This is a genomic window from Burkholderia sp. E168m15, assembly GCF_016586105.1.
Taxonomy (GTDB): Bacteria; Pseudomonadota; Gammaproteobacteria; order Burkholderiales; family Burkholderiaceae; genus Burkholderia; species Burkholderia orbicola.
Genome location: NZ_BCPO01000152.1, coordinates 63,500 through 87,756, shown reverse-complemented (window position 1 = coordinate 87,756; position 24,257 = coordinate 63,500). Strand labels below are relative to the sequence as shown.

The following is a 24,257-nucleotide window of genomic DNA, read 5'->3' as shown; positions in this document are numbered from 1 at the left end:
CCGCCGGCCTGGTCGCCGAGGACGAGCGTGACGCCCGACAGGTCGGTGCCGGCCGCGCGGGCGGGCAGTGCGAGGCCGCCGGCGAGCGGCGCGGCGGCGAGCGCGGCAAGGCGCTGCAGCGCGCGGCGGCGCGCGGGGGCGGAAGAGTGGGTCATCGGCGGCGTGTCCTCGGTGATCCGCGCGGGCCGCGCGGCTGCCGGGCAGATTACGGAATCGGTTTCCGGCCGGCAAACATCGAATCCTGAAATGCATATTCGCGCGGCGGCCGCCGGCGTGGCCGGTGTCGACCCCTCGGGGCGGTCGTGTCGCTGTCGGGGCTGCTCGCACTCGCACTCGAGCGGCACGCGCGACGCGGCCCGTCGCATCAACCGTTGTTCAATCCGTCAGCCTTTAAGCGCATCGCGATCGACCTGCGCGTCGTGCAGGTCGCGCGTGGCGTCGCGCAGCTTCGCCTGCTTGTCGGCGAGCTTGCGTTGCGCGTTGCTCAGCTTCCTTGCATCGCCTAGCGTTTCGGCTTCGTGGACGCGCGCCTGTGCGTGGCGGACTTCGTCTTCCGCGTGGCGCACGTCGCGCGCCTTGTCGGCGAGCTTGCGTTCGGCGCGTGCGAGCTGGCCGGCATCCGTGCAGTTCGCCTGGATTCGTTCGAGCGCGGCTTGCTGGCGCAGCGCCTGCTGCGTGTTGCCGAACCGTTTCGCGTTGTCGATCTGCGTGTGCAGCGCGCGGATGCGCGTTGCGCAGTCCTGAGTGCCGGCGAATGCGCCGGTACTCGCGAATAGCGCGACCGGGATGGCCAGCGCGATGAGTGTGTGTTTCATGCGATTTCCTCGATTCGATCAAGCGGCCACGGGCGGTCGCGATACGACGCCCGGCGGCACGGGTTCGAGGCGTCATTCTGACGAGTCGGTGCGACGCGGGTAAATAGGACCGGTCTGACATGCAGCGGCCGACAGGATCATTCCGGCCCGGGTGCGGCGCCGGTCAGTGCGATTTCGTCGCGCCGCGATGGATGCGTGCCGCCTGCGCGACGCGCGCCGGATGCGACGCATGGCAATGGGTGGCCGGTCTGCGGCGCGTGCGCCGGGTGGGCTCGGGCGGATCGGTGCCCAGCACCGCGGTGTTCGTTGCGTCCGCATCGGCCCCGGAAGCGGCAACGGCAGCGACCGCCGCGACCGCCGGCAACCTTGCCTCGGCGTCGAGCCATGCGCGCGTCGCCTCGGCGATCAGTCCGCGCAGCCACCGACCGCCTTCCGCGCACGATCCCGATTCGTTCCACGTTATCCGGTACGCGATGTCCGGCGGCTCGACCGGCAGCGCGACTGCGGCGAGCGGCAGCAGCTTCGCATAGTGCCGCGCGAGCCGGTACGTGGTGGTGAGGATCAGGTCGGTGCGCACCAGCGCATGCGCGGCGAGCTCGAAGTGCGGCAGCGTGACGACGATGCGCCGTTGCAGACCCACGCGTTCGAGTTGCCGGTCGATCGCGCCGGACGCTTCGAGCCACGACGGCGTCGGGCACAGCTGCGGCGCCGCCGCGAACCTGGCGGCCGTCATCGCGTCGCGCCGCGCGAGCGGGTGCGTCGCGCGCATCAGGCATACGACGCGGTCGTCGAACAGGTCGTCCTGGCGGAAGCGCGACCGGCGCACGGGCCGGTTGTCGATCACGACGTCGAGCTCGCCGTCGGCCAGCGCGCGCTCGTCGTCGAACCCGTCGCCGAGCGGATGGAACACCAGTTGCGCGTGCGGCGCACGCTCGCGAAACAGCGCGACGAGCTTCGGCACGAACAGGACATTCAGGTAGTCGGGGCAGCCGATCCGGTAGGTGCGCACCGACGTGCGCGCGTCGAACGTCGGCTGCTGGATGCGGATGAAGTCGATCACGCGCAGCGCGTTGCGCAGCGGCTCGATCAACCGCGCGCCGAACTCGGTCGGCACCATCCCGTAGCGGCTGCGTACGAGCAGCGGATCGCCGAGCAGCGTGCGCAGGCGCTTGAGCGCGGCGCTCGTCGCCGGCTGCGACATGTTCAGGCGCACGGCCGCACGCGACACGGTGCGCTCGGTCAGCAGCACGAGCAGGATGCGCATCAGCCGTGCATCGAGCACGTCGAGCGCGCCCGCGGCATCGAACGTGCCGCGGGGCAGGGCGGTCGGATCTAGCGGGGCCCGCATGGCGATACGCGTCCCGACGATACGAGGCGGCCGCGCGATGCGGCAGCCGGCCGGCGGCCCGTCATTTTGCGAACGGCCAGCCGACGATCCGCTTCGGGCGCGGCGGCGCGTACGTGCGGACCTTCGACGTCTTCAGCTTCAGGCGCACCAGCGATTCGGCGAGCACGACCGCGGCCGATACGCCGTCGACGACCGGCACGCCCGTGCATTCCTCGATCTGCCGGTCGAGGCCGGCCATCCCGCCGCAGCCGAGGCAGATCACTTCCGCGTGATCGTCCTTCACCGCGCGCTGCGCCTGGCCCACGATCGATTCGATCGCGCGGGCCGGATTCTCCTCGAGTTCGAGCACCGCGAGGCCGCTCGCACGCACCGACGCACAGCGCGCATCGAGCCCGGCGAGCTTCAGGCGATCCTCGATCAGCGGCACCGTGCGGTCGAGCGTCGTGACGACCGAGTAGCGATGGCCGAGTAGCATCGCGACGCTCGCGGCCGCTTCGGTGATGTCGACGACGGGCACCGTCAGCAGTTCCTGCAGCCCTTCGCGGCCATGCTCGCCATAGCCGGCCTGGATCACCGCATCGTACGGTTCGTCGTAGTTCAGCACGCGGTCCATCACGGCGATCGCGGCGAGGTAGCTCTCGAAGTTGCCTTCGACCGACTCCGCGCCGAAGCGCGGCGTCAGCCCGACGATCTCCGTGCCCGGCGATGCGGCGGCCTGCGCCTGCGCGGCGATCGCGTCGGTGATCGACTCGGTCGTGTTGACGTTGACTACCAGGATCCTCATCGGCGACTCCGTATGCGTGTGTGTCAGTGTTGTGCGCAGGGGACCGCGATGTGCTCGCCCGAGCGCGCTTCGTAGATCCGTTTGCGATCGGCCAGCAGCCAGTACACGCTGCCCGCGATCGCTGCGCCGAGCAGCCACGAGAACGGCGTCATCGCGCTGAAGGCCGGCACGACGGCGAGCGTGATCGAGATCAGCGCGGACGGCACGAGTGCCGCGAGCGCCTTGCGGTTCACGCCGCGCGTGTAGAAGTAGGCGCCGCTCGGCGCTTCGGTGTAGAGATCGGGCACGTTCACGCGCTGCTTGCGCACGAGCCAGTAGTCGACCGTGATGATCCCGTACAGCGGGCCGAGCAGCGCGCCGAGGCCGGACAGGAAATAGACGATCACGATCGGGCTGTTGTACAGGTTCCACGGCAGGATCAGCACGGCGATCGTCGCGCTGATCAGGCCCGCGCGGCGGAACGACAGGCGATGCGGCGCGAGGCTCGTCAGCACGAAGGCCGGCGCGACGAAGTTCGCCATGATGTTCACGGCCACCGTCACGATCAGGAAGGCGAGGCAGCCGAGCACGAGGAACAGCTTGTTCGGCACCGTCGCGATGATTTCCGTCGGGCTGTGGATGATGTGGCCGTTCAGTTTGAACTGCGCGCCGGCAAGCACGAAGCTGATCGTCGCGAATACGAGGATGTTGACCGGCAGCCCCCAGAAGTTGCCGACGCGCACCGTCTTCGGGCTCGGCGACGAGCGGGCGAAATCGCAGAAGTTGAGCACCAGCGTGCCGTAGATCGCGAGCCACAGCGAGCCGCCCGCGAAGATTTCCGTCCACATCTTCAGGCCGCTCATCGGTTTGCCGATCGACATCGCGAGGTGGCCGCCGGTGCGGCTGAACATCCATGCGGCGAGCGACAGCGTCGTGACGAGGATCACCGGGCCGGCGAGCCCCTCGTACTTGCGGACCATTTCCATCCCGTACGTGAGGATGCCGATCTGCACCAGCCAGATCGCGACGAACGTGATCCAGCCGAGCGTCGACAGCCCGAAGATCGCATTCTGGTCGAACGCGGCGAGGCCCGGCCAGATCGCGGTGAGCAGCACGCGCAGCACGACGGACGCGAGATAGGTCTGGATACCGAACCATGCGATCGCGATCACCGCGCGGATCATCGCGGGCAGCATCGCGCCGTAGATGCCGAAGCTCATCCGGCTGATCACCGGGAACGGCACGCCGGTTTTCTGGCCCATGTAGCCGGTGAGGTTCATGAAGCCGTACACGAGCACCGCGCCGATCGCGAGCGACGCGAGCATCTGCCAGCCCGACAGGCCGAGCGCGAACAGCCCGATCGCGAACGAGTAGTTCGCGATGTTGTGCACGTCGTTGGTCCATAGCGCAAAGATGCTGTAGCGGCCCCAGGTCCGGCCTTCGGCCTGGGTCGGCGCGAGATCGGGGTTGTGCAGCCGCGGGCTCAGCGCGGGATCGCGCGCGGCCGGGTCGGTTCGATGCGATGCGTCGTCCGCGCCGAGCCCGAGGCCCGCGCGGTGAATGGCTTCCAGTTGCACGCCGTTGTCTCCTTCCATGTGCGGGGCACGAAACCGGCTGCGTGTCGTACGCGGCGCGGGCCGGGCCCCGGTGGACGTTATGTCTCGGATTTGTTCGCGAGTATGGGCGGCGGCTACCACGATGGGAAATTAAATATTCGGCTGGGCGTCATTTGAAAAATGAATGAATCGCGTCAGGCCGCGGCGGCGGGGGGAACGGCATGCAAATTGCGAGTGAACGGGTTCCATCCACATCGACATCAGCGGAGGTGTCATGCAGCGATATTCCATTCGTCACGTATCGCGAGCCGTCTTCGCCGGCATCCTGATCGCGGGCCTGGCGGCAGGCGCGGGTTGCCAGAAGAAGGGCGACAACGGCGCGGCCAGTTCAGATTCGAGCGCAGCGAGCGGCATGTCGGCCGCGCCTTCCACCGCGCCTTCGACCGCACCGTCGGGCACGCCGAGCAGTGGGGCGGACGCCGGCGCGAGCCTGCCGGGTGCGGCCTCCGCGCCGAGCGGCGGCTGACCGCCGGCGGATAGCCGGGGCGGACGGTGCGTCAGCGCGCCGTTCGCTGCTGAGGTGCGGTGCCCACTGGCACGCGCGCCGGACGGCGTGCGCGCGCGGCCGTGCGCATGAAAGATTTGCAAGGACCGTTGTAGCGATTTCCGGCCCGGCGGCGACGGCGTGACGCCGGCGTCCGCCGGCCGGGCAAGGAGGTGCGATGCAGAACGCGGAATCGAACCCTACCCCGGAAAAGCAGCGGGAACAGATCGAGAAGAGCCCGGTGAAGACGCCGGCGGCCGGCGACATGCCCGACGCGGCGACCCAGGCGGCGCAAGTGGCGCGGCGTCCGCTGACGCCGGAAGCGGTCGCCGGCAAAATGCCGACCGGCCTGCCGGAGATCGACGTCGACGCGCATGCGGTCGACAGCGGCGACCCGGTACGTCGGGCCGCCGGCCGGATCGTCACGCTCGACAACGCGAACATGGCGATGACCGACAACACGGTCGACGTCGACGGCAAGGGCATGGAGGCGCGTACCGGCGCGTCGGAGCTGCAGGACAACGTGATCTATTCGAACGCGTCGCTCGACGAAGCGGTCGATACGCCCGACGAAGGGCTCGGCGGGATCGAGAGCAGGCCGTCCGGCAACATGCCGCAGATCGCGACGCGGCCGGGCTGGCGGGTGCGTCATGTCGGCGACGTCGATGTCGAGCATGGTGACAGCACGCGTGCCGAGCACGTGATCTGCCTCGAACGGTCCGACGACTGATAGCGGCTATTGATACCGGCGATTGATACCGGTCTTCGAGGTATTCGACACGCGGCGGCCGGTGCAAATCGCACCGGCCGCCGCGACCGTTTCCGGCCCGTGCTGCGTTACTGCGGCCCCAGCTCCTGCGCGGACGTATCGGCGTCGTTGCCCTGCGCGACCAGCACGTGGATGTCGTTCGGCGTCACGTCGCCGACGCCGCCGGACGGAATCGTCAGGAGCAGCCAGTCCGCGTTGTTGCCGATGCTGACCGGCGCGGTCTTGAGAATCGGCGACTTGCTGCCGGCCGTCGTGACGACCACCTGGTACGTGCCGCCGTTCAGGTAGACCGAATCCTGCGTCGTTGCCGGTACGGCATTCTGGTAGGCGGCGCCCGCCATCGTCGGGCTGACCGTCGTGATGTCGGTGCCCGGCGGCACGACGTACACGTCCACGTTCTGCGCATTCGGCGATGCGTTGAAGCTGCGCACGCGCGCCTTGTCCGACAGCAGGCCCTTGTCGTACGGGTCGTCGATGACGGAGATCAGCGACGTCGTGCTCGGCAGCGCGATCGTCGTGTAGTGGTGGCCGTTCGCGGCGCTGAACGCCTGGGACGCGATGGTCGTGGTCGTCCCCGACACGTCGTAGCTCGCGGTCTGCGTGCCTGAATCGACGTCGTGATAGCGCGTCACACCCTTGTAGGCGACGCCCGACTGGTCGACCTTCCCGTTCAGGTAGTAGTCGAGGTTCGGGCCGGCCGGCACCGCGTTGATGAAGCGCGCCTGCGGCTTCGAGATACCGAGTACGGTGCCGGCGTCGTCGCCGCCGCCGCACGCCGCGAGTACGGAAATGACCGAGCACAGGGCCACTATCGTTCGTATTGATTTCATGTTGTCCTCTCGTTCAGGGAACCTGCTTGCGATGCAGAACCGCCGCGTGACGGATCGCGCGGGGCGCAGCGCCGGTTGGAAGGCAGATGACTGTCCGCCGGATGGCGGGCGCGAGGATGTCGCAAGCGGTGTGCCTGTGCGAGGAAAAAGCGGCGAACGGCGGCGGGGGAAGCGCGCACGCGCCGGCGTGGCGGCGTGCGCGGGATGACGCGAGGAGCGGGAGCAGACCGCGCGAATCGGCACGGTTGTAAAAAGCAGCGTTGCGCGCGCGGCGCGATACGTCAGCGGTTCACGAGCCGGGCCGGATACGCGAGCGCGAGTGCGCAGCCGACCAGCATGCACGCGGCGAAACCATACAGACCCGCGCTTTGCGAATGGAACGTATCGCGCAGCCAGCCGATGAAATAGGTGCTGCCGAACCCGCCGAGGTTCGCGATCGAGCATGCGAACGCGATGCCGCCGGCGGCGGCCGAGCCCTTCAGGAACGTCGATGGCAGCGCCCACACGACCGGCATCGCGGCGGCCGCGCCGGCGTTGATCAGCGAGAACAGCAGCACCGTGCCGAGCGTGCCGTGCGACGACGAAGCCGCGATCGCCAGCGCGACGGCCGACACCATGAACGGCACGACGATATGCCAGCGGCGTTCGCGTGCGCGATCGGAGCTGGCGCCGCAGTACAGCGTCGCGAGCACGGCGGCGGCGTTCGGAATCACCATCAGCCAGCCGATGTGATATGCGTCCTTCACGCCGGTGTCGCGCAGGATCGTCGGCAGCCAGAAGCTCACCGCATACAGGCCGAGCAGCACGCACAGGTCGATCAGGCCGAGCGCCCACACCTTCGGATCGGAGAACGCCTTGCCGAGCGCGTGGCTCTTGTTGCCGGACGGATCGGCGTCGAGATTCGCGCGCAGCACCCGCTTCTCGTCGGCGTTCAGCCAGCGCGTGGATTCGATGCCGTTCGGCAGCCAGCGCAGCACCGCGAAGCCGAGCAGCACCGACGGCAGCGCTTCGAGCAGGAACAGCCACTGCCAGCCGCCGAGCCCGTGCGCGCCTTCGAACGCACGCATGATCCAGCCGGAAATCGGGCTGCCGATCATGCTCGACAGCGGCAGGCCCACCATGAACAGCGCGACGATCCGTGCGCGACGTGCATCGGGATACCACTGCGTCAGGTACAGCAGCACGCCCGGCAGGAAACCGGCTTCGGCGGCGCCGAGCAGGAAGCGCACGACGTAGAACTGCACCGGCGTGTGCACGAACATCGTCGCGCCCGACAGCAGGCCCCACGTGATCATGATCCGCGCGATCCACAGCTTCGCGCCGACGCGTTGCAGCACCAGATTGCTTGGGACTTCGAACAGGATGTAGCCGGCGAAGAACAGCCCGGCGCCGAGGCCGTACACCGTGTCGCTGAACTTCAGCGCATCGAGCATCTGGAGCTTCGCGAGACCGATGTTGATGCGGTCGAGATAGGCCGCGAAGTAACACAGGCAGAAGAGGGTGATGAGGCGCAGCGTGACCTTGCGATAGAGAGGGCCGTGGGGCGCGTCGTCGGGGGAAACGGCGGCGCTCGGGTGTGCGGTAGACATGGGACTGCCCCTGTTCGAGTGTGACGGATGAATGGGTGGCTCGATCGTCGCGAGCGGGACGTTCCGCTGCGCACTGGAGTCTGTATATCACGTCAAATACGTAGCGTACACACTAGAAAATACCGAAGCGCACAGGCACGTATGCGGTCATCTTAAGGCAAGCGTTTGCATGACAAAAGTCCGTGTTATCAAAGGGGTTTTGGATGATATGGAGTGTGCGCTGAAAAGATGGGCGCACAGGCGATGGCATGCACGAATTTCGTGCGTATGCACTCAAAATTGAAGTGTGTGCGCGAAAGCCGTCGGCAGCGCACGCATGCGCGGGCGGTAGCCGCCGCGACGGTGTGCGGCTGGCCGGCACGCCGCCGTGACGGGCTGGCGATCCGCCATGGATCGGACGAGCCTCACGCGCCGCTTGCATGCGATTCCGCGAACCCTGATGCACCGCAATGACGCGAGCGGCCAGCCGCCGGCCACGCCGATTTGAGGGTGTACACTGCTTGTCTTTCATTTGCATGCAGGCAAGGGCTTGCACTCTCATGGCGTCTTCCAAGGATTCGTACGATTTTCACGACCAGGTCGGGCATCTGCTGCGCCGCGCGTATCAGCGGCACGTTTCGATTTTCCAGGAAGCGATTCCCGATTCGGATCTCACGGCCGCGCAGTTCGTGACGCTGTGCGCGGTCAAGGAGCGGCAGGCGTGTTCGCTGAACGACATCGTCAAGGCGACCGCGATCGATCAGGCGACGATTCGCGGCGTCGTCGAGCGTCTGAAGACGCGCGCGCTGATCGAGGTGTTGCCCGACCCGAACGACGGCCGCAAGCTGATCGTGCGCGCGACCGCGGCCGGCCTCGCGCTGATCGACCGCACGGTGCCGTTCGCGCGGCAGGTGACCGAGCGCACGTACGGCGCGCTCAATCCCGGCGAACGGGTCGCACTGCAGTTCCTGCTGCGCAAGATGATGGAAGAAGACGGCGATGCCTGACGGGTGGCGCGCGGCCCAGACCCATCTACGTCGTGACGGGCGCTGCCGCGTCGGCGCGCATCAGCCGGCCGGCCTCGTGTAGCCGGGCGCGCACGGTTTCCGGCGTAAAGGGCGGCGCGTAGAACCGTACGCCGGTGGCATCGAACAGCGCATTCGCAACTGCGGCCGGGCCTGGCACCGATGCCGATTCGCCCGCCCCGAGCGGCGGTTCGCCTTGCCTCGGCATCAATACGACGTCGACGTCCGGCACTTCCGCGAACGTCAGGATCGGGTAACTCGCCCATTCGCGCGACGCGACCTTGCCGTCCGCGAACCGCACGCGCTCCTTCAGCGTGCGGCTCAATACCTGGATCACGTTGCCGTGGATCTGGTGGCGCACGCCATCCGGGTTGATCATCGTGCCCGTGTCCTGTCCGACCGTCACGCGCTCGATGCGGACCTCGCCCGACACGCGATCGACGCTCAGGTCGACGATCCAGGCCGACCACGCCGCGCCGAAACCGGGGAAGCGGCTGTGCACGTAGCGCGCATACGCGATCCCGCGGCCGCGCACGAGCCGTGCTTCGTCGCGTTCGTCGGGCGGGCGCGGCACGCGTGGCGTCCACCCTGCGCGCTCGGCCACCGCCTGCAGCAATTCGATCGCACGCGTGTCCTGCAGATGGCGAATGCGGAACGCGAGCGGATCGACGCCGGTCAGCGCCGCGCATTCGTCGACGAACGCATCGTGCGCGAACGAGTTCGGCAACGCCGACACGCCGCGCAGCCACGACGCCCGCACGAGCGGCGCGAGATCCTCGCAGACGAAGCGACGATGCGGGCTGGCATACGGCGACACGGCCGTGCGGTCGCCCATTTCGAACACGCGCGGCGCGGGCGCGATCGCGCCGGTCAGCAGCGCCGCGAGCAGCGGCGCGTCGTTCGACGGATAGCGCGTCGTGAAGTCGTAGCCGAGCAGGCGGCCGTCGCGCGTGACGGTGCCCGTCACCTGCATCGACTGGCCCGCGCCTTTCGGTTCCCACAGATGTTCGTCCGCGCGCGACAACTGCACTCGCACCGGGCGGCCGACCGCGCGCGACAGCAGCAGCGCATCGCCGCACACGTCGTCCGCACCGTTGCGGCCGTAGCAGCCGGCCGCTTCCATCCGCACGACGTCGATATCGGCCTCATCGCGCGCGACGAGCGTCGCGAGGTCGTAGCGCAGCGACACGGGGTTCTGCGTGCCGGACCACACGGTGATCCGCCCGTCACCGGGCGCGCGGTAGTCGGCGAGCGCGCACGACGGACCGATCGAGCCGTGCATCTGGAACGGCCATGCATAGGTGCGCGATACCGTGAGCGTGTCCGGTTCCGTTCGCGCGGCGTCGACATCGCCTTCGTCGAGCAGCACGCGGCGGGTGGCCGGCGCGGCGGCGATCGCGGCGGCCGGCGCGTCGAGCGGCGGCAGCGCGGGAAGCGGCCGCCACGTCACGCGCAACTGGCGCGCGGCGCGGATCGCGTGCTCCTCGCGCTCGGCGACCACCCCGACGAAATCGCCGAGCGCGACGACGGCCACGAGCCCCGGCACGTCGGCTACCGATGCGCGATCGACGTCCACCAGCGACGTGCCGACGAACGGGCCGCTGTCGTGGCCCGCATACGGCGGCCGGACGACGCGGCCGTGCAGCATGCCCGGCACGCGCATGTCGTGCACGAACGTGAGCTGGCCGGTCGCCTTCGCGGGCAGGTCGACGCGCGGCGACGCGCGGCCGACGATCCGGTAGTGCGCGGGGTCTTTCGTGCGGGTGTTCAGGTCGAGCGTCAGCGCGATCCGCCGTGCGGCGACGAGCGCGGCGAACGTGACCGCCTGTCCATCGGCTGAAATCGATCCATCGTCGATGTTCAGCCGCTCGACATCGACGCCGAACCGCTCGGCGGCGAGCGCCAGCAGCGCGTGACGGGCCTGCGCGGCCGCGCAGCGCAGCGGCGTCGCGGAAATCTGGATCGTCGCGCTGGCGATGGTCGGCCCCTGGTTCGGCGTCGCGGCCGTGTCGCCGAGCACCATTGTCACGCGCGCGGCCGGCACGTCGAGTTCCTCGGCGACGATCTGCGCGAGCGACGTGCGAATGCCGGTGCCGAGATCGACGTGTCCGTTGAACGCGAGGATGCGGCCGTCGTCGAGAATCGCGACGAACACTTCGGGCAGCGTGGGCACGTACGACGACAGGCTGCCCGGCTGGCCGGGCGCCGGCTTCACGGGCGGGGCCGGTGACCGGATCACGGTCAGGCAGCCGGTGTGCGCGAGCAGTTCGGAGCGGTTCACGGGGGAGAGATCCTGTCGAGGAAGGCGCGGCCGGTGCCCGGCCACGACGAAGGCGGCGTGCGGGCAGCGCGCGGCGCACGCGAGACGGCGGCAAGCCGCGGCGCGGCGGCGCATGCGGTCAATCTAGGTCGCCAAAACCGCAGCGTCAATGGCGCGCGGGTGCGGGCGTAGCCACCGCTCACGCCGCCCGAACCGCCCGAACCGCCGGAGCCACCCGCGCGCCGTGGCAGTTCAGCGTGCCTGCACGGCATCGATTGCCGCGATCGCATCGTCGAGCGGCATCACGGCCGCATATTTCTGCTGCATGTCGAACAGGTTCGCGTCGTGCGGCGCGATCGCGCGATCGCCGACGCAATCGGCGAGCACGAGCGGGCGAAACCCGTGCGACATCGCGTCGACGACGCTCGCGCGCACGCAGCCGCTCGTCACGGCGCCCGCGACGAGCAGCGTCTGCACCGCGCGCTGCGCGAGCCACGGCGCGAGCTGCGTGCCGAAGAACGCGGACGGCACGGTCTTGCGCACGACGAGTTCGCCCGGCGCCGGCGTGAGCTCGGGCACGATCGCGCTGTTCGGATGATGCTCGGTCAGCGTCGCCATGCCGGGCACCTTCAGCGAAAACACGTTGTCGTCGCTGCCGTCGTCCGCATACACGATGCGGCTGTGCGCGACCGGCCAGCCGCGTTCGCGGGCGAGCGCGAGCGCCTTCGTCGTGCGCGCGATCGCCGGCGCGATGTTGCCGCCGCCGAACGTCGCGGGATCGGCGAAGCCGACCACGAAATCGACGATCAGCAGTCCAATGTTGCCGTGCGGCGGAAGCGGCGTGCCGAAACCCTGCTGGCGATACACGTTCGCTTCGGCGTGACGGGAAAGATCGTTCATGGTGTCGGGGGCTCGTCGGTCAGGCGGGTTGATCGGTCACGCGGCCTTCGCGCACGACGGTCTCGCCGTCGAGCTCGACCGTGCAGCGGCGCAGCGGGATGTCGATATGACAGGTGGTCGTGCGGCTGCCGCCGCCTTCGTTGTTCGGGCCTAGCGAGAACAGGAAGTTGCCCTCGAACGCGCGCGCGTCCATTCCGATCGTCGCCTCGCGGTCGTACAGCCCGAGCGTCGACCAGCGCGCGCGCGGCTGCAGCCCCCAGCCGATATGCGAGATCGCATAGCCTTCGGGGTCGGCGAACGTTTCCATGTAGTCGCGCAGCAGGTCGGCGTCGACGCCGCCTTCGATACGCGTCGCATAGCCGCCTTCGACGGTCAGCGCGATCGGCTCGCGCACGTAGTGCTTCTGCGGCAGCAGAATGTCGCCGCGGTCGATCACGATCGTGCCGCGCGCGGTGCGATCGTTCGGATAGGTCAGCGCGAAGCCGCTCGGCCAGTGGTCCCAGCGGCCCGGTGCGTCGACGAAGCCGTATTCGGCGGTCGGCGGAAACTCACCGAGCGGGCACACGAGCGCGGTGCCGGCCGCCGAACTCACGCGCATCTCGCGGGCCGCGGCGATTTTCTTCGCCGCGGCGAGCACGCGCGTGCGGTCGGCCAGGGTCGGCACCATTCGTACCAGCACTTCGGGCGGTTCGACCGCGAGCAGGATCTTCGTGCCGGACTTCAGGATGTCGTGCTGTTCGGGCGAGAACAGCAGCGTCATCAGGTCGAGCACGAGGTCGCTCTCGCGCAGCGCGGCGATCGCGGCCTTGTTGCCGGTCAGCGGCGTCGTGCCGAGGTAGGCGAGCGGGTCGCGGCTGAACGCCTTGTCGCCGTTGACGGGCGGCAGGTCGAGCCGGTTGACGATCGCACCCAGCGATTGCGTCGCGATCAGCGCGCACGACAGCGTCTGCGGATGGGTGGCCGCGCTCGTCAGGATCGTGACGGTCTGGCCCGGCTCGAGGCGCGACAGCGTGAGGACCTGCTTCCACGCGTCGATCAGTTGGGTATCGCTGACTGGCATCGTCGGCTCCGGTAAAGGCGTGAAGGAAAGGGCGGGCGCCGCGCTCAGGCCGCGAGCGGCGCGCCGAGGAAGTCGCCGAACGCCGCGTAGAAACCCGCCGCGTTGTCCCACGGGATCATGTGGCCGGCGTCGGGCACGCGCACGTGCTGCATCGTCGGCGTCGCGCGCTGCAGCTCGGCGACGTCGTCGTCGCGCACCACGTCGCCGCGCTCGGCCGTGATCAGCAGCGACGGCACGGCCAGTTGCGCGGCATCCGCGTGGAAATCGTCGGTGTGGAAGCCTTCGTACGATGCGCGCACCGCGCGTTCGTCGCAGGTATGCAGCCATTCGGCGCGCAACTGCAGCTCGGCATCGGTCCAGGTCGGGCAGAACGCGCGCATGCCTTCGGCATCGGTGCCGGCGCGCGCGAGCGCCATCGAGTCGATGTACCACGGCAGCTTGCCCGGATAGTCGCGGCGGTTCGGGCCCGACACGGGCGGATCGACCAGCACGACCGACGCGAGCCCGCGGATGCCGCGACGGGCCGCGCGCGCGGCGATGCGCGCGCCCATCGAATGGCCGACGAGGCTCGTGCGCGGCAAATCGAGCGCGGCGACGAGCGCCGCGACGTCGTCTGCCTGCGCATCGAGGCCGTAGTCGAGCGACGGCGACGCGTCCGACAGCCCGCGGCCGCGCACGTCGAGCACGTAGGTGTCGAACGCCGCGCCGAATACTTCGCCGACGAAGCCCCACGTGATCGCGGGGCTCGTGATGCCGGGAATCAGCACGATCGCCGGGCGCGCCGCGCGTGCGCCGGTCGCGCCGCCGTAGCGCAGATAGTGCTGGCGGATGCCGTTGGCGCGGACGTTCGCGCCGTACAGGAAAGTCGAGGACATGGGATGGCTCCGAAGTAGCGGTGGCGCTCAGTACGCGCCGGACAGCAGCGCGCCGGCGCCCGGCACGACCGGTTCGAGATCGAGCTCGCGCAGCATCGCGTAGGTGGTCGCGATCGCCGCGGTGATCACCGGCTTGCCCGTCATCGCCTCGACCTTCGCGACGGCCGGCAGCGACGGCATCTGCACGCATGCGGACAGCACGATCGCATCGGCGTCCTGGTACGGCAGCGTCTTCACGATGTCGGGCAGGCGCGCCGGATCGTGGCGGCCCACGTCGAGGTTGTCGGGGATCTCCAGCGCGCGGTACGCGAGCACGTCGAAGCCTTCGTTGCGGATGTAGTCGACCACCAGCTCGGTGAGCGGCAGCATGTACGGCGCGACGACGACGATGCGCTTCGCGCCGATCACCTTCAGCGCGTCGACGAGCGCACCCGCGCTCGTCAGCACCGGCGCCTGCGCACCGTTGTCGGCCGTGTGCTTCGTGAGGCGCGCCTGCGACACGCGGTGATAACCGTGACCCATCGCCATGATCGCGACGAGGCACGCGTAGCCGAGCACGTCGACGCGTGCATCGCTCAGTTCCACCGCGCAGCGGTCGGATTCGGCGTCCATCGCCGCGAGTTCTTCCTTGACGACCTTCTTCATCCGCATCCGGCTCGAGTGATACGTGAAGCGCTCGGGCCGGATCGCTTCGCGCAGCCGCAGCATCGCCGGGATCTCGGTCTCCATCGTCGTGTTGGAACTCGGCACGATCTGGCCGATGCGGTAGGTCTTGCTCATGACGGGAGGCTCCGTGTCGGTAAGGAGGGGGCGGCACGCTGGCGCGGGATCGCCGGATGTTGGGCAAAGTCTAGTGTGTACATTTGAAAATGGCAATGGATCAAAATTACGTCTGCCATGGGTAGATTGTTTGTGTGTATGGATTTCGGGAGATTTATTGGTGCTTTCCCGGAGACGTCGGCATCGATCAATAATCTGCTTGTCCTGAATAAATTGAGTGTGTACGCTAAATAAACGCCATTCAATCCGCCCGCCCTGGCGCCGCGTTCGGCAATGGGCCCACGATCAGGAGATCCGCATGAGCAAACCCCGTATCGCAATCATCGGCGCCGGTCTCGGCGGCACGGCCGCTGCCGCGCTGCTGCAGCGCGGCGGTTACGACGTCGCGCTGTACGAGCAGGCGCCCGCGTTCTCGCGTCTCGGCGCGGGCATCCATCTCGGCCCGAACGTGATGAAGATCATGCGGCGCATCGGCTGCGAGGACGCGCTGGAAACGATGGGTTCGCATCCGGATTTCTGGTACAGCCGCGACTGGCGCACGGCCGACGTGCTGTCGCGGATTCCGCTCGGCGACTACGCGCGCAAGGCCTACGGCGCGAGCTACCTGACCGTGCATCGCGGCGATTTCCATGCGCTGATGACGCAGGCGGTGACGCCCGGCACGATCCGCTTCGGCAAGAAGCTCGCGGCGGTGGAGGACACGGGCAGCGATGTGCGCCTCACATTTACCGACGGCAGCATCGAGACGGCCGACATCGCGATCGGCGCGGACGGCGTGAATTCGCGGCTGCGCGAGCACCTGCTCGGTGCGGAACCGCCGCGCTACACCGGTTATGTCGCGCACCGCGCGGTGTTCCCGGCCGCGCTGCTCGGCAACAAGCCGTACGACATGTGCGTGAAGTGGTGGTCGGAGGATCGCCACATGATGGTCTACTACGTGACCGAGAAGCGCGACGAGTACTACTACGTGACGGGCGTGCCGCAGGCCGAATGGCCCGAGGGCGTGTCGATGGTCGACAGCAGCCGCGACGAGATGCGCGAAGCGTTCGCCGGTTTCCACGCTGACATCCAGCATCTGATCGACGTGTCGCCGTCGATCACCAAATGGCCGCTGCTCGAACGCGATCCGCTGCCGTTGTGGAGCCGCGGCCGGCTCGTGCTACTCGGCGACGCGTGCCATCCGATGAAGCCGCACATGGCGCAGGGCGCCGCGATGGCGATCGAGGATGCCGCGATGCTCGCGCGCTGTCTCGACGAAGTCGGCGTAGGCGATTACGCGGGCGCGTTCGCGCTGTACGAGGCGAACCGCGCGGCACGCGCGTCGAAGGTGCAGCTCGTGTCGCACAACAACACGTGGCTGCGCACCAACGAGGACCCGTCGTGGGTATTCGGTTACGACGTGTTCGACGTGCCGCTCGAAGCGCCGTCGCGCAGCAGTGTGGCGGCCGTGGCCTGACGCGCGGCGCCCGCGCCGGCCGGCGCTTTGCATCCGCTTTGCAGCCGCTGCGCCGGCGCGGGAATCGATGCGCGGCAACGCGCATTTCGGCGTGTTATATGTCAGGCGCGCCGGCAGGCGCCAGCCGGCGGCCCGTGCCCGCGCCGGCCGACGCCGGCCCGCCCGCCGTATTCCGGATCCCTTCATGTCCCATCCCGCTTCTCCGTCGCGGCCGCTGGCGTTTCGCGTGAACGGCACGCCGCACACCTTCGCCGACGCCGCGCCCGACGCGCCGCTGCTGCTGGTCCTGCGCAACGACTGCGCGCTCAACGGCCCGAAGTACGGCTGCGGGCTCGGGCAGTGCGGCGCGTGCACGGTGCTCGTCGACGGGCAGGCCACGCGTTCGTGCGTCGTGCCGGCCGCCGCCGCGCACGGGCGCGACGTCACGACGCTGGAAGGGCTCGGGTCGTGCGACGCGCCGCATGCGATCCAGCGCGCGTTCATCGACGAGCAGGCCGCGCAATGCGGTTACTGCCTGAACGGCATGATCATGAGCACGAAGGCGCTGCTCGACCGCCACCCCGCGCCCGACGATGCGGCGATCCGGGACGCGTTGCGTTTCAACCTGTGCCGTTGCGGCACGCATCTGGAGATCATCCGCGCGGTGCATCGCGCCGCACGCTATCTGCGAGGCGGCGATGAAGCCTGACGCAGGTCCGCCGATGGCGCCGGCGTGTGTGGCGGAACCCGCGCCGCACGATGACGCGGCCGCCGCCGCCGCGCCGCCGCACCGCGCACGCTACGCCTGGCCGATCGGCGATGCGCGCACGCCTGCATCGTTCGATATCGAAACGCGGACCGCGCCCGACGGCAGGATGACCACGTGGCGCTATCGCGCGCAGGCGGTCGGCTCAGCCACGAACGATGCTCGCGGAGCCGCGGCACGCGCTGATTCCGGCGCCGCATCGCCGTTCGTCTACCGGCACGCGCAGACGTCGATCGAGCTGGCCGATGCCGATGGCGCGATTCCCGGTCACGCGCACGTCTTTGCCCGCGAATCCTTCGTCGACGAACTCGCGGGAGCGTTGCGGCGCGACCCGGTCGCGTTGCGGTTGCAACATCTGGATGCCGCGCGGGACGCAGGGCCGCGCGAAACGATCCGGATGGTCACCGAACGCGCCGCCTGGGGCGTGCCGGTTGCGTCGCGGGCGAACGCGGCGTCGCGTGTCAGCGGTCGCGGCTTCGCCTTCGATGGCGAGCCGGTCGATGCGCGCGCAGTCGCATCCGCATCCGGCGACGATGCCGACCGTCACGGCGATCCGCACTGGTCCGCGTGGGTCGTGGATCTCGAGGTCGACCGTGCGACCGGCGACGTCTCGGTGCGGCGCGTCGTGGCCGGGCAAGGCAGCGGCGAGCCGGGCGACGCGTCGCTGGCCGGCCTGCCCGCATGGCAGATCGAGGCCGCGATTTCCCGCGTAATGGGCGCACGGTTGTCCGCGCGGCCCGCGCACGACGAGACCGATGCCGATGCGCGGCCCGACGCGATCGCACACGAGCTGGTTGCCTTCGACGCCGCCGCGCATCGCGCGCATGGCGACCTGTCCGGATACGATGCGCGGCGAGTCGAGCAGGCGGCCGCGCCGGCCGCGGCTGCCATCGCCAACGCGCTGTACGACGCGACGGGCGTGCGTTTTCGCGCGCCGCCGTTCGATGCGGCGCACATTCGCGCCGCGCTCGCGCAACCGGTGCCGGCCGATGCCACCGACAGGCCGCACGCGGCCCCGCGCCGCGCATCGCGCTGGCGCCGCTGGCTGGCCGGCGGCGGCGCGGGCGGCGTGGTCGGCGGGCTGATCGGGCTGGCGTGCGCGATCCTGCCGGGCCCGGCGCCGATCGCACCGCTCGGGCCTGTTGCGCCCGGTGGCGCGGACGGCGCGATGTGGAGCGCGGCCATGCTCGAACGCGGCCGCCTCGTCGCGCTCGCCGGCGATTGCGCGGTGTGCCACACGGCGCCCGGCGGCGCGACCAATGCGGGCGGGCTCGCGCTCGATACGCCGTTCGGCACGATCTACACGACGAACCTCACGCCCGATCCGGAAACCGGCATCGGCAACTGGTCGTATCCGGCGTTCGCCCGTGCGATGCGCGAAGGCATCTCGCGCGACGGCTCACACCTGTACCCGGCGTTCCCGTACACCGCATTCGCGAAGCTGAGCGAGCCCGACCTGCTCGCGCTCTATGCGTACCTGATGTCGCAGCCGCCGGTGAAGCACGTGCCGCCGCGGACGAATCTGCCGTTTCCGCTCGATCAGCGGCGTCTGGTGGCCGGCTGGAACTGGCTGTTTCACGACGCGCGGCCGTTTGCGCCGGACCCGGCGCGCTCGGCGATGTGGAATCGCGGCAAGTATCTGGTCGACGGCGCCGGGCACTGTGGCGCCTGCCACACGCCGCGCAACGCGCTCGGTGCGGAGAAGGGCGGCCTCGCGTACCTGTCGGGCGGCGAAGCGGAAGGCTGGGTCGCGCCGCCGCTCGTCGCGTCGCCGGCTTCGCCCGTGCCGTGGACCGAAGGCGCGCTGTTCGACTATCTGCGTACCGGGTTCTCGGCACAGCACGGCGTCGCGGCCGGGCCGATGGCGCCGGTCGTCGCGGGGCTCGCGGCGCTGCCCGAATCCGACGTGCGGGCGATCGCGCATTATCTGGCGTCGCTGTCGCCGCCCGTCGATGCGGCAATCGCCGCGGTTGCGGCCGACCGCCAGGCACGCGGCGCGGAAACCATCGCGACGCTCGGCCTCGAGAACGGCCGCCGCGCGTTCGACGCGGCGTGCGCGGTGTGTCATGCGGAATCGGGCGGCGTCGGACATTTCGGCGTGCGGCCGCTGATGGGACTCAACACGAGCGTGAGCCAGTCGACGCCGGACAATCTGCTGCGCGTGCTGCACCACGGGATCGACCAGCCGGCCACCGACCGGCTCGGCTACATGCCGGGCTTCGGCGATGCCTTCGACGATCGGCAGATGGCCGAGCTTGCCGCCTACATTCGCGCACGCTACGCACCGGGGCAGCCGGCGTGGCGCAACCTCGCGGAAGCATCCGCGCGAATCCGTCAGGCGGGTGCACATTGACCGTCGCGCCGGCGTGAGCGGCCGCGCCGGCGGGCATGCCGGGCGAAATGACCTGACGGATGAAAACGATGGCCGGCGACGGCTGTAATTCTTGCCAGATTCGGCCATCGTTTAACCATTCGAAACAATGTGTTCACCGAAAGGGGCATGATCTCCGGCGATCGAGCAGGCATACTGTCGCCTATGTTGCTCAATGCACGTCGACTGACGTGCGCCTGCCCTCCATGTCCATTCCAGTCTCTTTTCGAACCCTGCGATGGTTGACCATTGCGGCTGCTGCATGCTTGCTCGCCGCGTGTTCGACTGCTTCCGACGTGACCGCGACGTCGAACCCGAACGTGTACACCGTGACGACGCGCACGGTCGGCGTGTCGACGACGTGGGCCGACGCCCACGAGAAGGCCGTCAACGAAGCCACCAATTACTGCACGCAGCGCGGGATGCGCGCCAGCGTGAAGCAGGAATCGCTGACCGGCGGCCGCCGCGTCGACGCACGCTCCGAACTCGCGTTCGAGTGTCATCCGACCTTCGAGACGGCGTCGAACCCGCGCGGTTGACCGACCGGCGGCATGATGACGCCGCCCGCGTTTTTCTTCCCCCGCCTGCAAACCGACCCGCGATGCCGTTCCGGCCCATCGCGGGTCGACGCACGTCCGGCGTCGGCCGGGCGAATCAGGCCGGCTGCGCCTCGTACAGCTTCACGCACGCGGAGAAGTCGAGCGTGCCGAGCCCCTGCTGGCTCATCGACTGATACAACTGCTGCGCGAGCGCGCCCATCCAGACCGGCTGATGCGCGCTGCGTGCGGCTTCGGTCGCGAGACCGAGATCCTTCAGCATCAGGTTCGCCGCGAAGCCGCCCGCATAGCCGCGCGCGGCCGGCGCGGTGTCGCTCACGCCCGGATACGGGTTGTACGTGTCCGAACTCCAGCAGCGGCCGGTCGACGTGTTGATGATGCCGGCCAGCACGGTTGGATCGATGCCGAGCGCGGCGCCGAGCGCCATCGCTTCCGATACGCCCATCATCGAGATGCCGAGCAGCAGGTTGTTGCAGATCTTCGCGATCTGCCCGGTGCCGGTGCCGCCGCAGTGCACGACGTTCTTGCCCATGTCGAGCAGCACCGGGCGGATGCGCTCGAACAGCGCGCCATCGGCGCCGACCATGAAGGTCAGCGTGCCGGCCTGCGCGCCGCCGGTGCCACCCGACACGGGCGCGTCGGCGAGCGGGAAGTCGCGCTGCGCGGCGGCGTCGGCCACCGCGCGCACGGTGCCCGGATCGATCGTGCTGCAGTCGATCAGCGTCGCGCCGCCGCGTGCGCCGGCCAGCACGCCGTCGTCGCCGAGGTAGACGGCGCGCACGTGCTGCGCGGCCGGCAGCATCGTGATGATCAACGAGCCGCGCGCGGCGGCGTCACGCGGCGACGTCGCCGCCGCCGCGCCGGCGCGCACCGCGGCGTCGACCGCATGCGCGTCGAGGTCGAACACCGTCAGCGCGTGGCCGGCCTTGAGCAGGTTGGCGGCCATCGGGCCACCCATGTTGCCGAGTCCGATGAAGGCGATTTCCATGTGCGGGCCCTCGCTCAACGCAGCGCGATCGTCGTGTTCACGCCGCCGGCCGTCGCGTCGTCGTCGAACCAGCGCGCGGTGACCGTCTTGGTCTGCGTGTAGAACTGCACGACCTGCTTGCCGTACGGGCCGAGATCGCCGAGCTTCGAGCCGCGCGAACCGGTGAAGCTGAAGTAGGGCACCGGCACCGGGATCGGGATGTTGATGCCGACCTGGCCGACGTCGATCTCGCTCTGGAACTTGCGCGCCGCCGCGCCGCTCTGCGTGAACAGGCCCACGCCGTTGCCCATCGGGTTGCGGTTGACGAGCGCGATCGCGTCGTCGAGCGTGTCGGCTTCCATCACGACCACCACCGGCCCGAAAATTTCTTCCGTGTAGATCGACATGTCGGCCGTCACGCCCGAGAAGATCGTCGGGCCGACGAAGTTGCCGTGCTCGTAGCCGGGCACCTTCACGTCGCGGCCGTCGAGCAGCAGTGTCGCGCCTTCCTTCACGCCGGCGTCGATCAGCGACAGGATGCGTGCCTTCGCCGCCTTCGACACGACCGGGCCGACGTCGGTGCCGGCTTCGGCGCCCGCGTTCACCTTCAGCGCTTTCGCCTTGTCGACGAGATCGGGCAGCCAGTCGCGCGCCTTGCCGACCAGCACGACGACGGAGGTCGCCATGCAGCGCTGGCCGGCCGCGCCGAAGCCCGCGCCGACCAGCGCGTTGATCGACTGCTCGCGGTGCGCATCGGGCAGCACGACCGCGTGGTTCTTCGCGCCCATCATCGACTGCACGCGCTTGCCGTGCTGGCTGCCGAGGTTGTACACGTGCGTGCCGACGCGCGTCGAGCCGACGAACGAGATCGCCTTGATGTCCGGGTGCGTGCACAGGCGGTCGACCACCGTCTTGCCGCCGTGCACGACGTTCAGCACGCCTGGCGGCACACCGGCCTCGAGCGCGAGCTCGACGAGCTGCATCGTCGACAGCGGGTCCTGCTCGGACGGCTTCAGCACGAACGTGTTGCCGCACACGATCGCCATCGGGAACATCCACAGCGGAATCATCCCGGGGAAATTGAACGGCGTGATGCCGGCGCACACGCCGATCGGCTGGCGCAGCGTGTAGGTATCGACGCCGCCCGCGACGTTCTCCGCGAATTCGCCTTGCTGCAGCGTGCCGATCGAGCACGCGTGCTCGACCACTTCGAGGCCGCGGAAGATGTCGCCCTGCGCGTCCGGCAGCGTCTTGCCTTGCTCGGCCGTCAGCGTGTGCGCGATCCGTTCGAGATTGCGGCGCACGAGATCCTGGAACTTCAGCATGATGCGCAGCCGCGCGCCGATCGGCGTCGTCTTCCAGGTCTGGAATGCGCGCTGCGCGGACGCGATCGCGGCATCGACCTCGTCGAGCGTCGCATACGGCACGCGGCCGATAACTTCCTGCGTCGCGGGGTTGACGATGTCGCCCCACTCGGTGCTGTGCGATTCGACGAACGTGCCGTCGATCAGCAGCTTGGCGGTGGGCAGGGCGAGGGTGGTCTGGGGAACTGCGGCGTTCATGGAACTCTCCGGGGAAACGATGTGCGATGACGAAAGGGGCCCTGCGTCCGCCACGCGCGCAGGCGCGGCGGGCGACAGGACGAACTGAAGAGCGAATGCCGGCCGGCGTGCTCAGGCGCGCGCCGGGCGCATCAATGCGGTACACACGAGGGCGAACACGCCGAAGCCGACGAGGTACGCGATCACGTAGTGCGGCTGGCCGCCGCCGGCCTTGAGCAGCGACGTCGCGATCATCGGCGCGAAACCGCCGCCGATCACGCCGGCCAGCTGCACCGACAGCGAGATGCCGCTGTAGCGGATTTCCGCCGGGAACTGCTGCGCGAACAGCAGCGATTCCGGCGCATAGAGGATCGGGAACACGACGCCGAGGCCGAGCACGATCGCCCACCATGCGGTCGAAGTCTGCTGCGTGCCGAGCATCATGAAGAACGGTGCGGCGAACGCGCACATCAGCACGAGGCCGATCGCGAACATCCGGCGCTGCCCGATGCGGTCGCTCAGATGCCCGCACAGCGGCATCGTGACGAGCGACAGCGCCGCGCCGGCCGTGATCGCGTGCAGCATCTCGGCCTTCGGCAGGTGCAGCTGCTGCGTCGCGTAAGCGAGCGCGAACGTGACGACCATGTAGAACCAGGTGTTCTCGGCGGCGCGTGCGCCGACGATCGTCAGCACCTCGCGCGGATGGCGGCGCAGCGCGGCCGTCACCGGCGATTTCTCGGCCTTGCCCTGGCGCTGTATCTTCTCGAAGTCGGGCGATTCCGGCACCTTCGCGCGGATGAACCAGCCGAGGCCGACGAGCGCGATGCTCGCGAGGAACGGCACGCGCCAGCCCCACGACAGCATGTCGGCTTCCGGCAGCGCGGCCACCGCGGCCATCGCCACCGACGACAGGATCAGGCCGAGCCCGACGCCCGTCTGCGGCAGGCTGCCGAACAGCCCCTTGCGGCCCTTCGGCGCGTGCTCGACGGCCATCAGCACCGCGCCGCCCCATTCGCCGCCCACCGCCATGCCCTGCAGGAAGCGCATCGCGATCAGGAGCGCGGCGGCCCAGTAGCCGATGCTGTCGTACGACGGGATCAGCCCGATGATCATGCTCGGCACGCCCATCAGCAGCAGCGTGATCATCAGCATCGACTTGCGGCCGATGCGGTCGCCGAAGTGGCCGAACACGATGCCGCCCATCGGCCGCCCGATGAAGCCGACCGCGAACGTGCCGAACGCGGCGAGCGTGCCGACGACCGGGTCCAGCGACGGGAAGAAGATGCGGTTGAACACGAGCGCGGCGGCCGTGCCGTACAGGAAGAAGTCGTACCACTCGATCGTGGTGCCGGCCATGCTGGCCCAGCCGGCCAGCAGGTAGTGCTTCGCGGTGCGCTCGGGCGCCGGCGTCGCGATGGTCGCATGCTCATCGAGGGTGGATCGGGTCTGCATGGTGTCTCCGGTTTTATTGCCCGCGGCTCATGGTCCGCAGGTCACGGTCGAGTATAGTTATGCGCAGATTCATGA

Annotated in this window: 21 protein-coding genes; 7 read left to right on the top strand and 14 right to left on the bottom strand. The window is 69.1% G+C overall.

Annotated elements, in window-relative coordinates:
• Positions 1-383: 383 nt before the first annotated feature.
• From JMF86_RS22410 to JMF86_RS22395, 4 genes are all read right to left on the bottom strand, one after another.
• Positions 384-815 carry a DUF1090 family protein gene (locus tag JMF86_RS22410; RefSeq protein ID WP_011548034.1) on the bottom strand — a complete coding sequence of 144 codons (432 nt, stop codon included), beginning with the start codon at positions 813-815 and terminating at the stop codon, positions 384-386.
• A gap of 163 nt (positions 816-978) precedes the next feature.
• On the bottom strand, positions 979-2,163 hold the full coding sequence (locus tag JMF86_RS22405; protein ID WP_011548033.1) for a LysR family transcriptional regulator: 1,185 nt from the start codon (positions 2,161-2,163) through the stop codon (positions 979-981).
• A gap of 61 nt (positions 2,164-2,224) precedes the next feature.
• The gene (locus JMF86_RS22400) at positions 2,225-2,947 is read right to left on the bottom strand and encodes an aspartate/glutamate racemase family protein (protein ID WP_011548032.1); all 723 of its coding nucleotides are present in this window, start codon (positions 2,945-2,947) and stop codon (positions 2,225-2,227) included.
• Positions 2,948-2,970: 23 nt separating this feature from the next.
• A complete protein-coding gene (locus tag JMF86_RS22395; RefSeq protein ID WP_011548031.1) occupies positions 2,971-4,521 on the bottom strand; it encodes an NCS1 family nucleobase:cation symporter-1 in 1,551 nt (516 codons plus the stop codon).
• Between the two features lie 235 nt (positions 4,522-4,756).
• Between JMF86_RS22395 and JMF86_RS22390 the strand changes: the two genes are divergently transcribed.
• Positions 4,757-5,008 (top strand): hypothetical protein, encoded by a 252-nt coding sequence (locus JMF86_RS22390; RefSeq protein ID WP_156349344.1) that lies wholly within the window; start codon positions 4,757-4,759, stop codon positions 5,006-5,008.
• A 196-nt stretch (positions 5,009-5,204) separates the two neighbouring features.
• Entirely contained in the window at positions 5,205-5,756 is a 552-nt protein-coding gene (locus tag JMF86_RS22385; RefSeq protein ID WP_011548029.1) for a DUF3005 domain-containing protein, read from the top strand.
• A 107-nt stretch (positions 5,757-5,863) separates the two neighbouring features.
• Here the strand turns inward: JMF86_RS22385 and JMF86_RS22380 are convergent, their stop codons facing one another.
• Together JMF86_RS22380 and JMF86_RS22375 are read right to left on the bottom strand one after the other, a co-directional pair.
• Positions 5,864-6,625 (bottom strand): DUF4397 domain-containing protein, encoded by a 762-nt coding sequence (locus JMF86_RS22380; protein WP_011548028.1) that lies wholly within the window; start codon positions 6,623-6,625, stop codon positions 5,864-5,866.
• A gap of 281 nt (positions 6,626-6,906) precedes the next feature.
• Entirely contained in the window at positions 6,907-8,214 is a 1,308-nt protein-coding gene (locus tag JMF86_RS22375; protein WP_011548027.1) for an MFS transporter, read from the bottom strand.
• 539 nt (positions 8,215-8,753) lie between these two features.
• Here JMF86_RS22375 and JMF86_RS22370 point away from each other — a divergent pair.
• Positions 8,754-9,200, top strand: a complete 447-nt coding sequence (locus JMF86_RS22370) for a MarR family winged helix-turn-helix transcriptional regulator (RefSeq protein WP_006491051.1) — start codon at positions 8,754-8,756, stop codon at positions 9,198-9,200.
• A 25-nt stretch (positions 9,201-9,225) separates the two neighbouring features.
• On the opposite strand, the gene JMF86_RS22365 is transcribed toward JMF86_RS22370, so the two are convergent.
• From JMF86_RS22365 to JMF86_RS22345, 5 genes are all read right to left on the bottom strand, one after another.
• On the bottom strand, positions 9,226-11,499 hold the full coding sequence (locus JMF86_RS22365) for a xanthine dehydrogenase family protein molybdopterin-binding subunit (protein WP_041489404.1): 2,274 nt from the start codon (positions 11,497-11,499) through the stop codon (positions 9,226-9,228).
• A 231-nt stretch (positions 11,500-11,730) separates the two neighbouring features.
• A complete protein-coding gene (locus JMF86_RS22360) occupies positions 11,731-12,378 on the bottom strand; it encodes an isochorismatase family protein (RefSeq protein ID WP_011548024.1) in 648 nt (215 codons plus the stop codon).
• 19 nt (positions 12,379-12,397) lie between these two features.
• Positions 12,398-13,438, bottom strand: coding sequence for a hypothetical protein (locus JMF86_RS22355; protein WP_011694696.1), 1,041 nt, complete (start codon positions 13,436-13,438; stop codon positions 12,398-12,400).
• A 44-nt stretch (positions 13,439-13,482) separates the two neighbouring features.
• On the bottom strand, positions 13,483-14,313 hold the full coding sequence (locus tag JMF86_RS22350) for an alpha/beta fold hydrolase (RefSeq protein WP_011548022.1): 831 nt from the start codon (positions 14,311-14,313) through the stop codon (positions 13,483-13,485).
• Between the two features lie 27 nt (positions 14,314-14,340).
• Positions 14,341-15,093, bottom strand: coding sequence for an Asp/Glu racemase (locus JMF86_RS22345; RefSeq protein ID WP_006483547.1), 753 nt, complete (start codon positions 15,091-15,093; stop codon positions 14,341-14,343).
• Between the two features lie 298 nt (positions 15,094-15,391).
• Here JMF86_RS22345 and JMF86_RS22340 point away from each other — a divergent pair, with 298 nt between their 5' ends.
• The 4 genes from JMF86_RS22340 to JMF86_RS22325 all read left to right on the top strand — a co-directional run bounded on the left by JMF86_RS22340 (position 15,392) and on the right by JMF86_RS22325 (position 20,204).
• Positions 15,392-16,549, top strand: coding sequence for an FAD-dependent monooxygenase (locus JMF86_RS22340; protein ID WP_011548021.1), 1,158 nt, complete (start codon positions 15,392-15,394; stop codon positions 16,547-16,549).
• A gap of 184 nt (positions 16,550-16,733) precedes the next feature.
• The gene (locus JMF86_RS22335) at positions 16,734-17,237 is read left to right on the top strand and encodes a (2Fe-2S)-binding protein (RefSeq protein ID WP_011548020.1); all 504 of its coding nucleotides are present in this window, start codon (positions 16,734-16,736) and stop codon (positions 17,235-17,237) included.
• Positions 17,227-19,647 (top strand): c-type cytochrome, encoded by a 2,421-nt coding sequence (locus JMF86_RS22330; RefSeq protein ID WP_011548019.1) that lies wholly within the window; start codon positions 17,227-17,229, stop codon positions 19,645-19,647. Before JMF86_RS22335 ends, JMF86_RS22330 begins: the two co-directional genes overlap by 11 nt.
• Positions 19,648-19,871: 224 nt before the next feature.
• Entirely contained in the window at positions 19,872-20,204 is a 333-nt protein-coding gene (locus tag JMF86_RS22325) for a hypothetical protein (protein ID WP_011548018.1), read from the top strand.
• Positions 20,205-20,319: 115 nt separating this feature from the next.
• Here JMF86_RS22325 and mmsB read toward each other — a convergent pair whose 3' ends face one another.
• The 3 genes from mmsB to JMF86_RS22310 form a co-directional block, all read right to left on the bottom strand.
• Entirely contained in the window at positions 20,320-21,210 is an 891-nt protein-coding gene (gene mmsB / locus JMF86_RS22320; protein WP_011694697.1) for a 3-hydroxyisobutyrate dehydrogenase, read from the bottom strand.
• Between the two features lie 14 nt (positions 21,211-21,224).
• The gene (locus tag JMF86_RS22315) at positions 21,225-22,751 is read right to left on the bottom strand and encodes a CoA-acylating methylmalonate-semialdehyde dehydrogenase (protein WP_011548016.1); all 1,527 of its coding nucleotides are present in this window, start codon (positions 22,749-22,751) and stop codon (positions 21,225-21,227) included.
• 111 nt (positions 22,752-22,862) lie between these two features.
• Positions 22,863-24,182 (bottom strand): MFS transporter, encoded by a 1,320-nt coding sequence (locus JMF86_RS22310; RefSeq protein ID WP_011548015.1) that lies wholly within the window; start codon positions 24,180-24,182, stop codon positions 22,863-22,865.
• Between the last annotated feature and the right edge of the window lie 75 nt (positions 24,183-24,257).

Bases quoted from the DNA above. Each gene is read 5' to 3' on its own strand.
- JMF86_RS22410 (WP_011548034.1), bottom strand. From the start codon at position 815: ATGAAACACACACTCATCGCGCTGGCCATCCCGGTCGCGCTATTCGCG.
- JMF86_RS22405 (WP_011548033.1), bottom strand. From the start codon at position 2,163: ATGCGGGCCCCGCTAGATCCGACCGCCCTGCCCCGCGGCACGTTCGAT.
- JMF86_RS22400 (WP_011548032.1), bottom strand. From the start codon at position 2,947: ATGAGGATCCTGGTAGTCAACGTCAACACGACCGAGTCGATCACCGAC.
- JMF86_RS22395 (WP_011548031.1), bottom strand. From the start codon at position 4,521: ATGGAAGGAGACAACGGCGTGCAACTGGAAGCCATTCACCGCGCGGGC.
- JMF86_RS22390 (WP_156349344.1), top strand. From the start codon at position 4,757: ATGCAGCGATATTCCATTCGTCACGTATCGCGAGCCGTCTTCGCCGGC.
- JMF86_RS22385 (WP_011548029.1), top strand. From the start codon at position 5,205: ATGCAGAACGCGGAATCGAACCCTACCCCGGAAAAGCAGCGGGAACAG.
- JMF86_RS22380 (WP_011548028.1), bottom strand. From the start codon at position 6,625: ATGAAATCAATACGAACGATAGTGGCCCTGTGCTCGGTCATTTCCGTA.
- JMF86_RS22375 (WP_011548027.1), bottom strand. From the start codon at position 8,214: ATGTCTACCGCACACCCGAGCGCCGCCGTTTCCCCCGACGACGCGCCC.
- JMF86_RS22370 (WP_006491051.1), top strand. From the start codon at position 8,754: ATGGCGTCTTCCAAGGATTCGTACGATTTTCACGACCAGGTCGGGCAT.
- JMF86_RS22360 (WP_011548024.1), bottom strand. From the start codon at position 12,378: ATGAACGATCTTTCCCGTCACGCCGAAGCGAACGTGTATCGCCAGCAG.
- JMF86_RS22355 (WP_011694696.1), bottom strand. From the start codon at position 13,438: ATGCCAGTCAGCGATACCCAACTGATCGACGCGTGGAAGCAGGTCCTC.
- JMF86_RS22350 (WP_011548022.1), bottom strand. From the start codon at position 14,313: ATGTCCTCGACTTTCCTGTACGGCGCGAACGTCCGCGCCAACGGCATC.
- JMF86_RS22345 (WP_006483547.1), bottom strand. From the start codon at position 15,093: ATGAGCAAGACCTACCGCATCGGCCAGATCGTGCCGAGTTCCAACACG.
- JMF86_RS22340 (WP_011548021.1), top strand. From the start codon at position 15,392: ATGAGCAAACCCCGTATCGCAATCATCGGCGCCGGTCTCGGCGGCACG.
- JMF86_RS22335 (WP_011548020.1), top strand. From the start codon at position 16,734: ATGTCCCATCCCGCTTCTCCGTCGCGGCCGCTGGCGTTTCGCGTGAAC.
- JMF86_RS22330 (WP_011548019.1), top strand. From the start codon at position 17,227: ATGAAGCCTGACGCAGGTCCGCCGATGGCGCCGGCGTGTGTGGCGGAA.
- JMF86_RS22325 (WP_011548018.1), top strand. From the start codon at position 19,872: ATGTCCATTCCAGTCTCTTTTCGAACCCTGCGATGGTTGACCATTGCG.
- mmsB (WP_011694697.1), bottom strand. From the start codon at position 21,210: ATGGAAATCGCCTTCATCGGACTCGGCAACATGGGTGGCCCGATGGCC.
- JMF86_RS22315 (WP_011548016.1), bottom strand. From the start codon at position 22,751: ATGAACGCCGCAGTTCCCCAGACCACCCTCGCCCTGCCCACCGCCAAG.
- JMF86_RS22310 (WP_011548015.1), bottom strand. From the start codon at position 24,182: ATGCAGACCCGATCCACCCTCGATGAGCATGCGACCATCGCGACGCCG.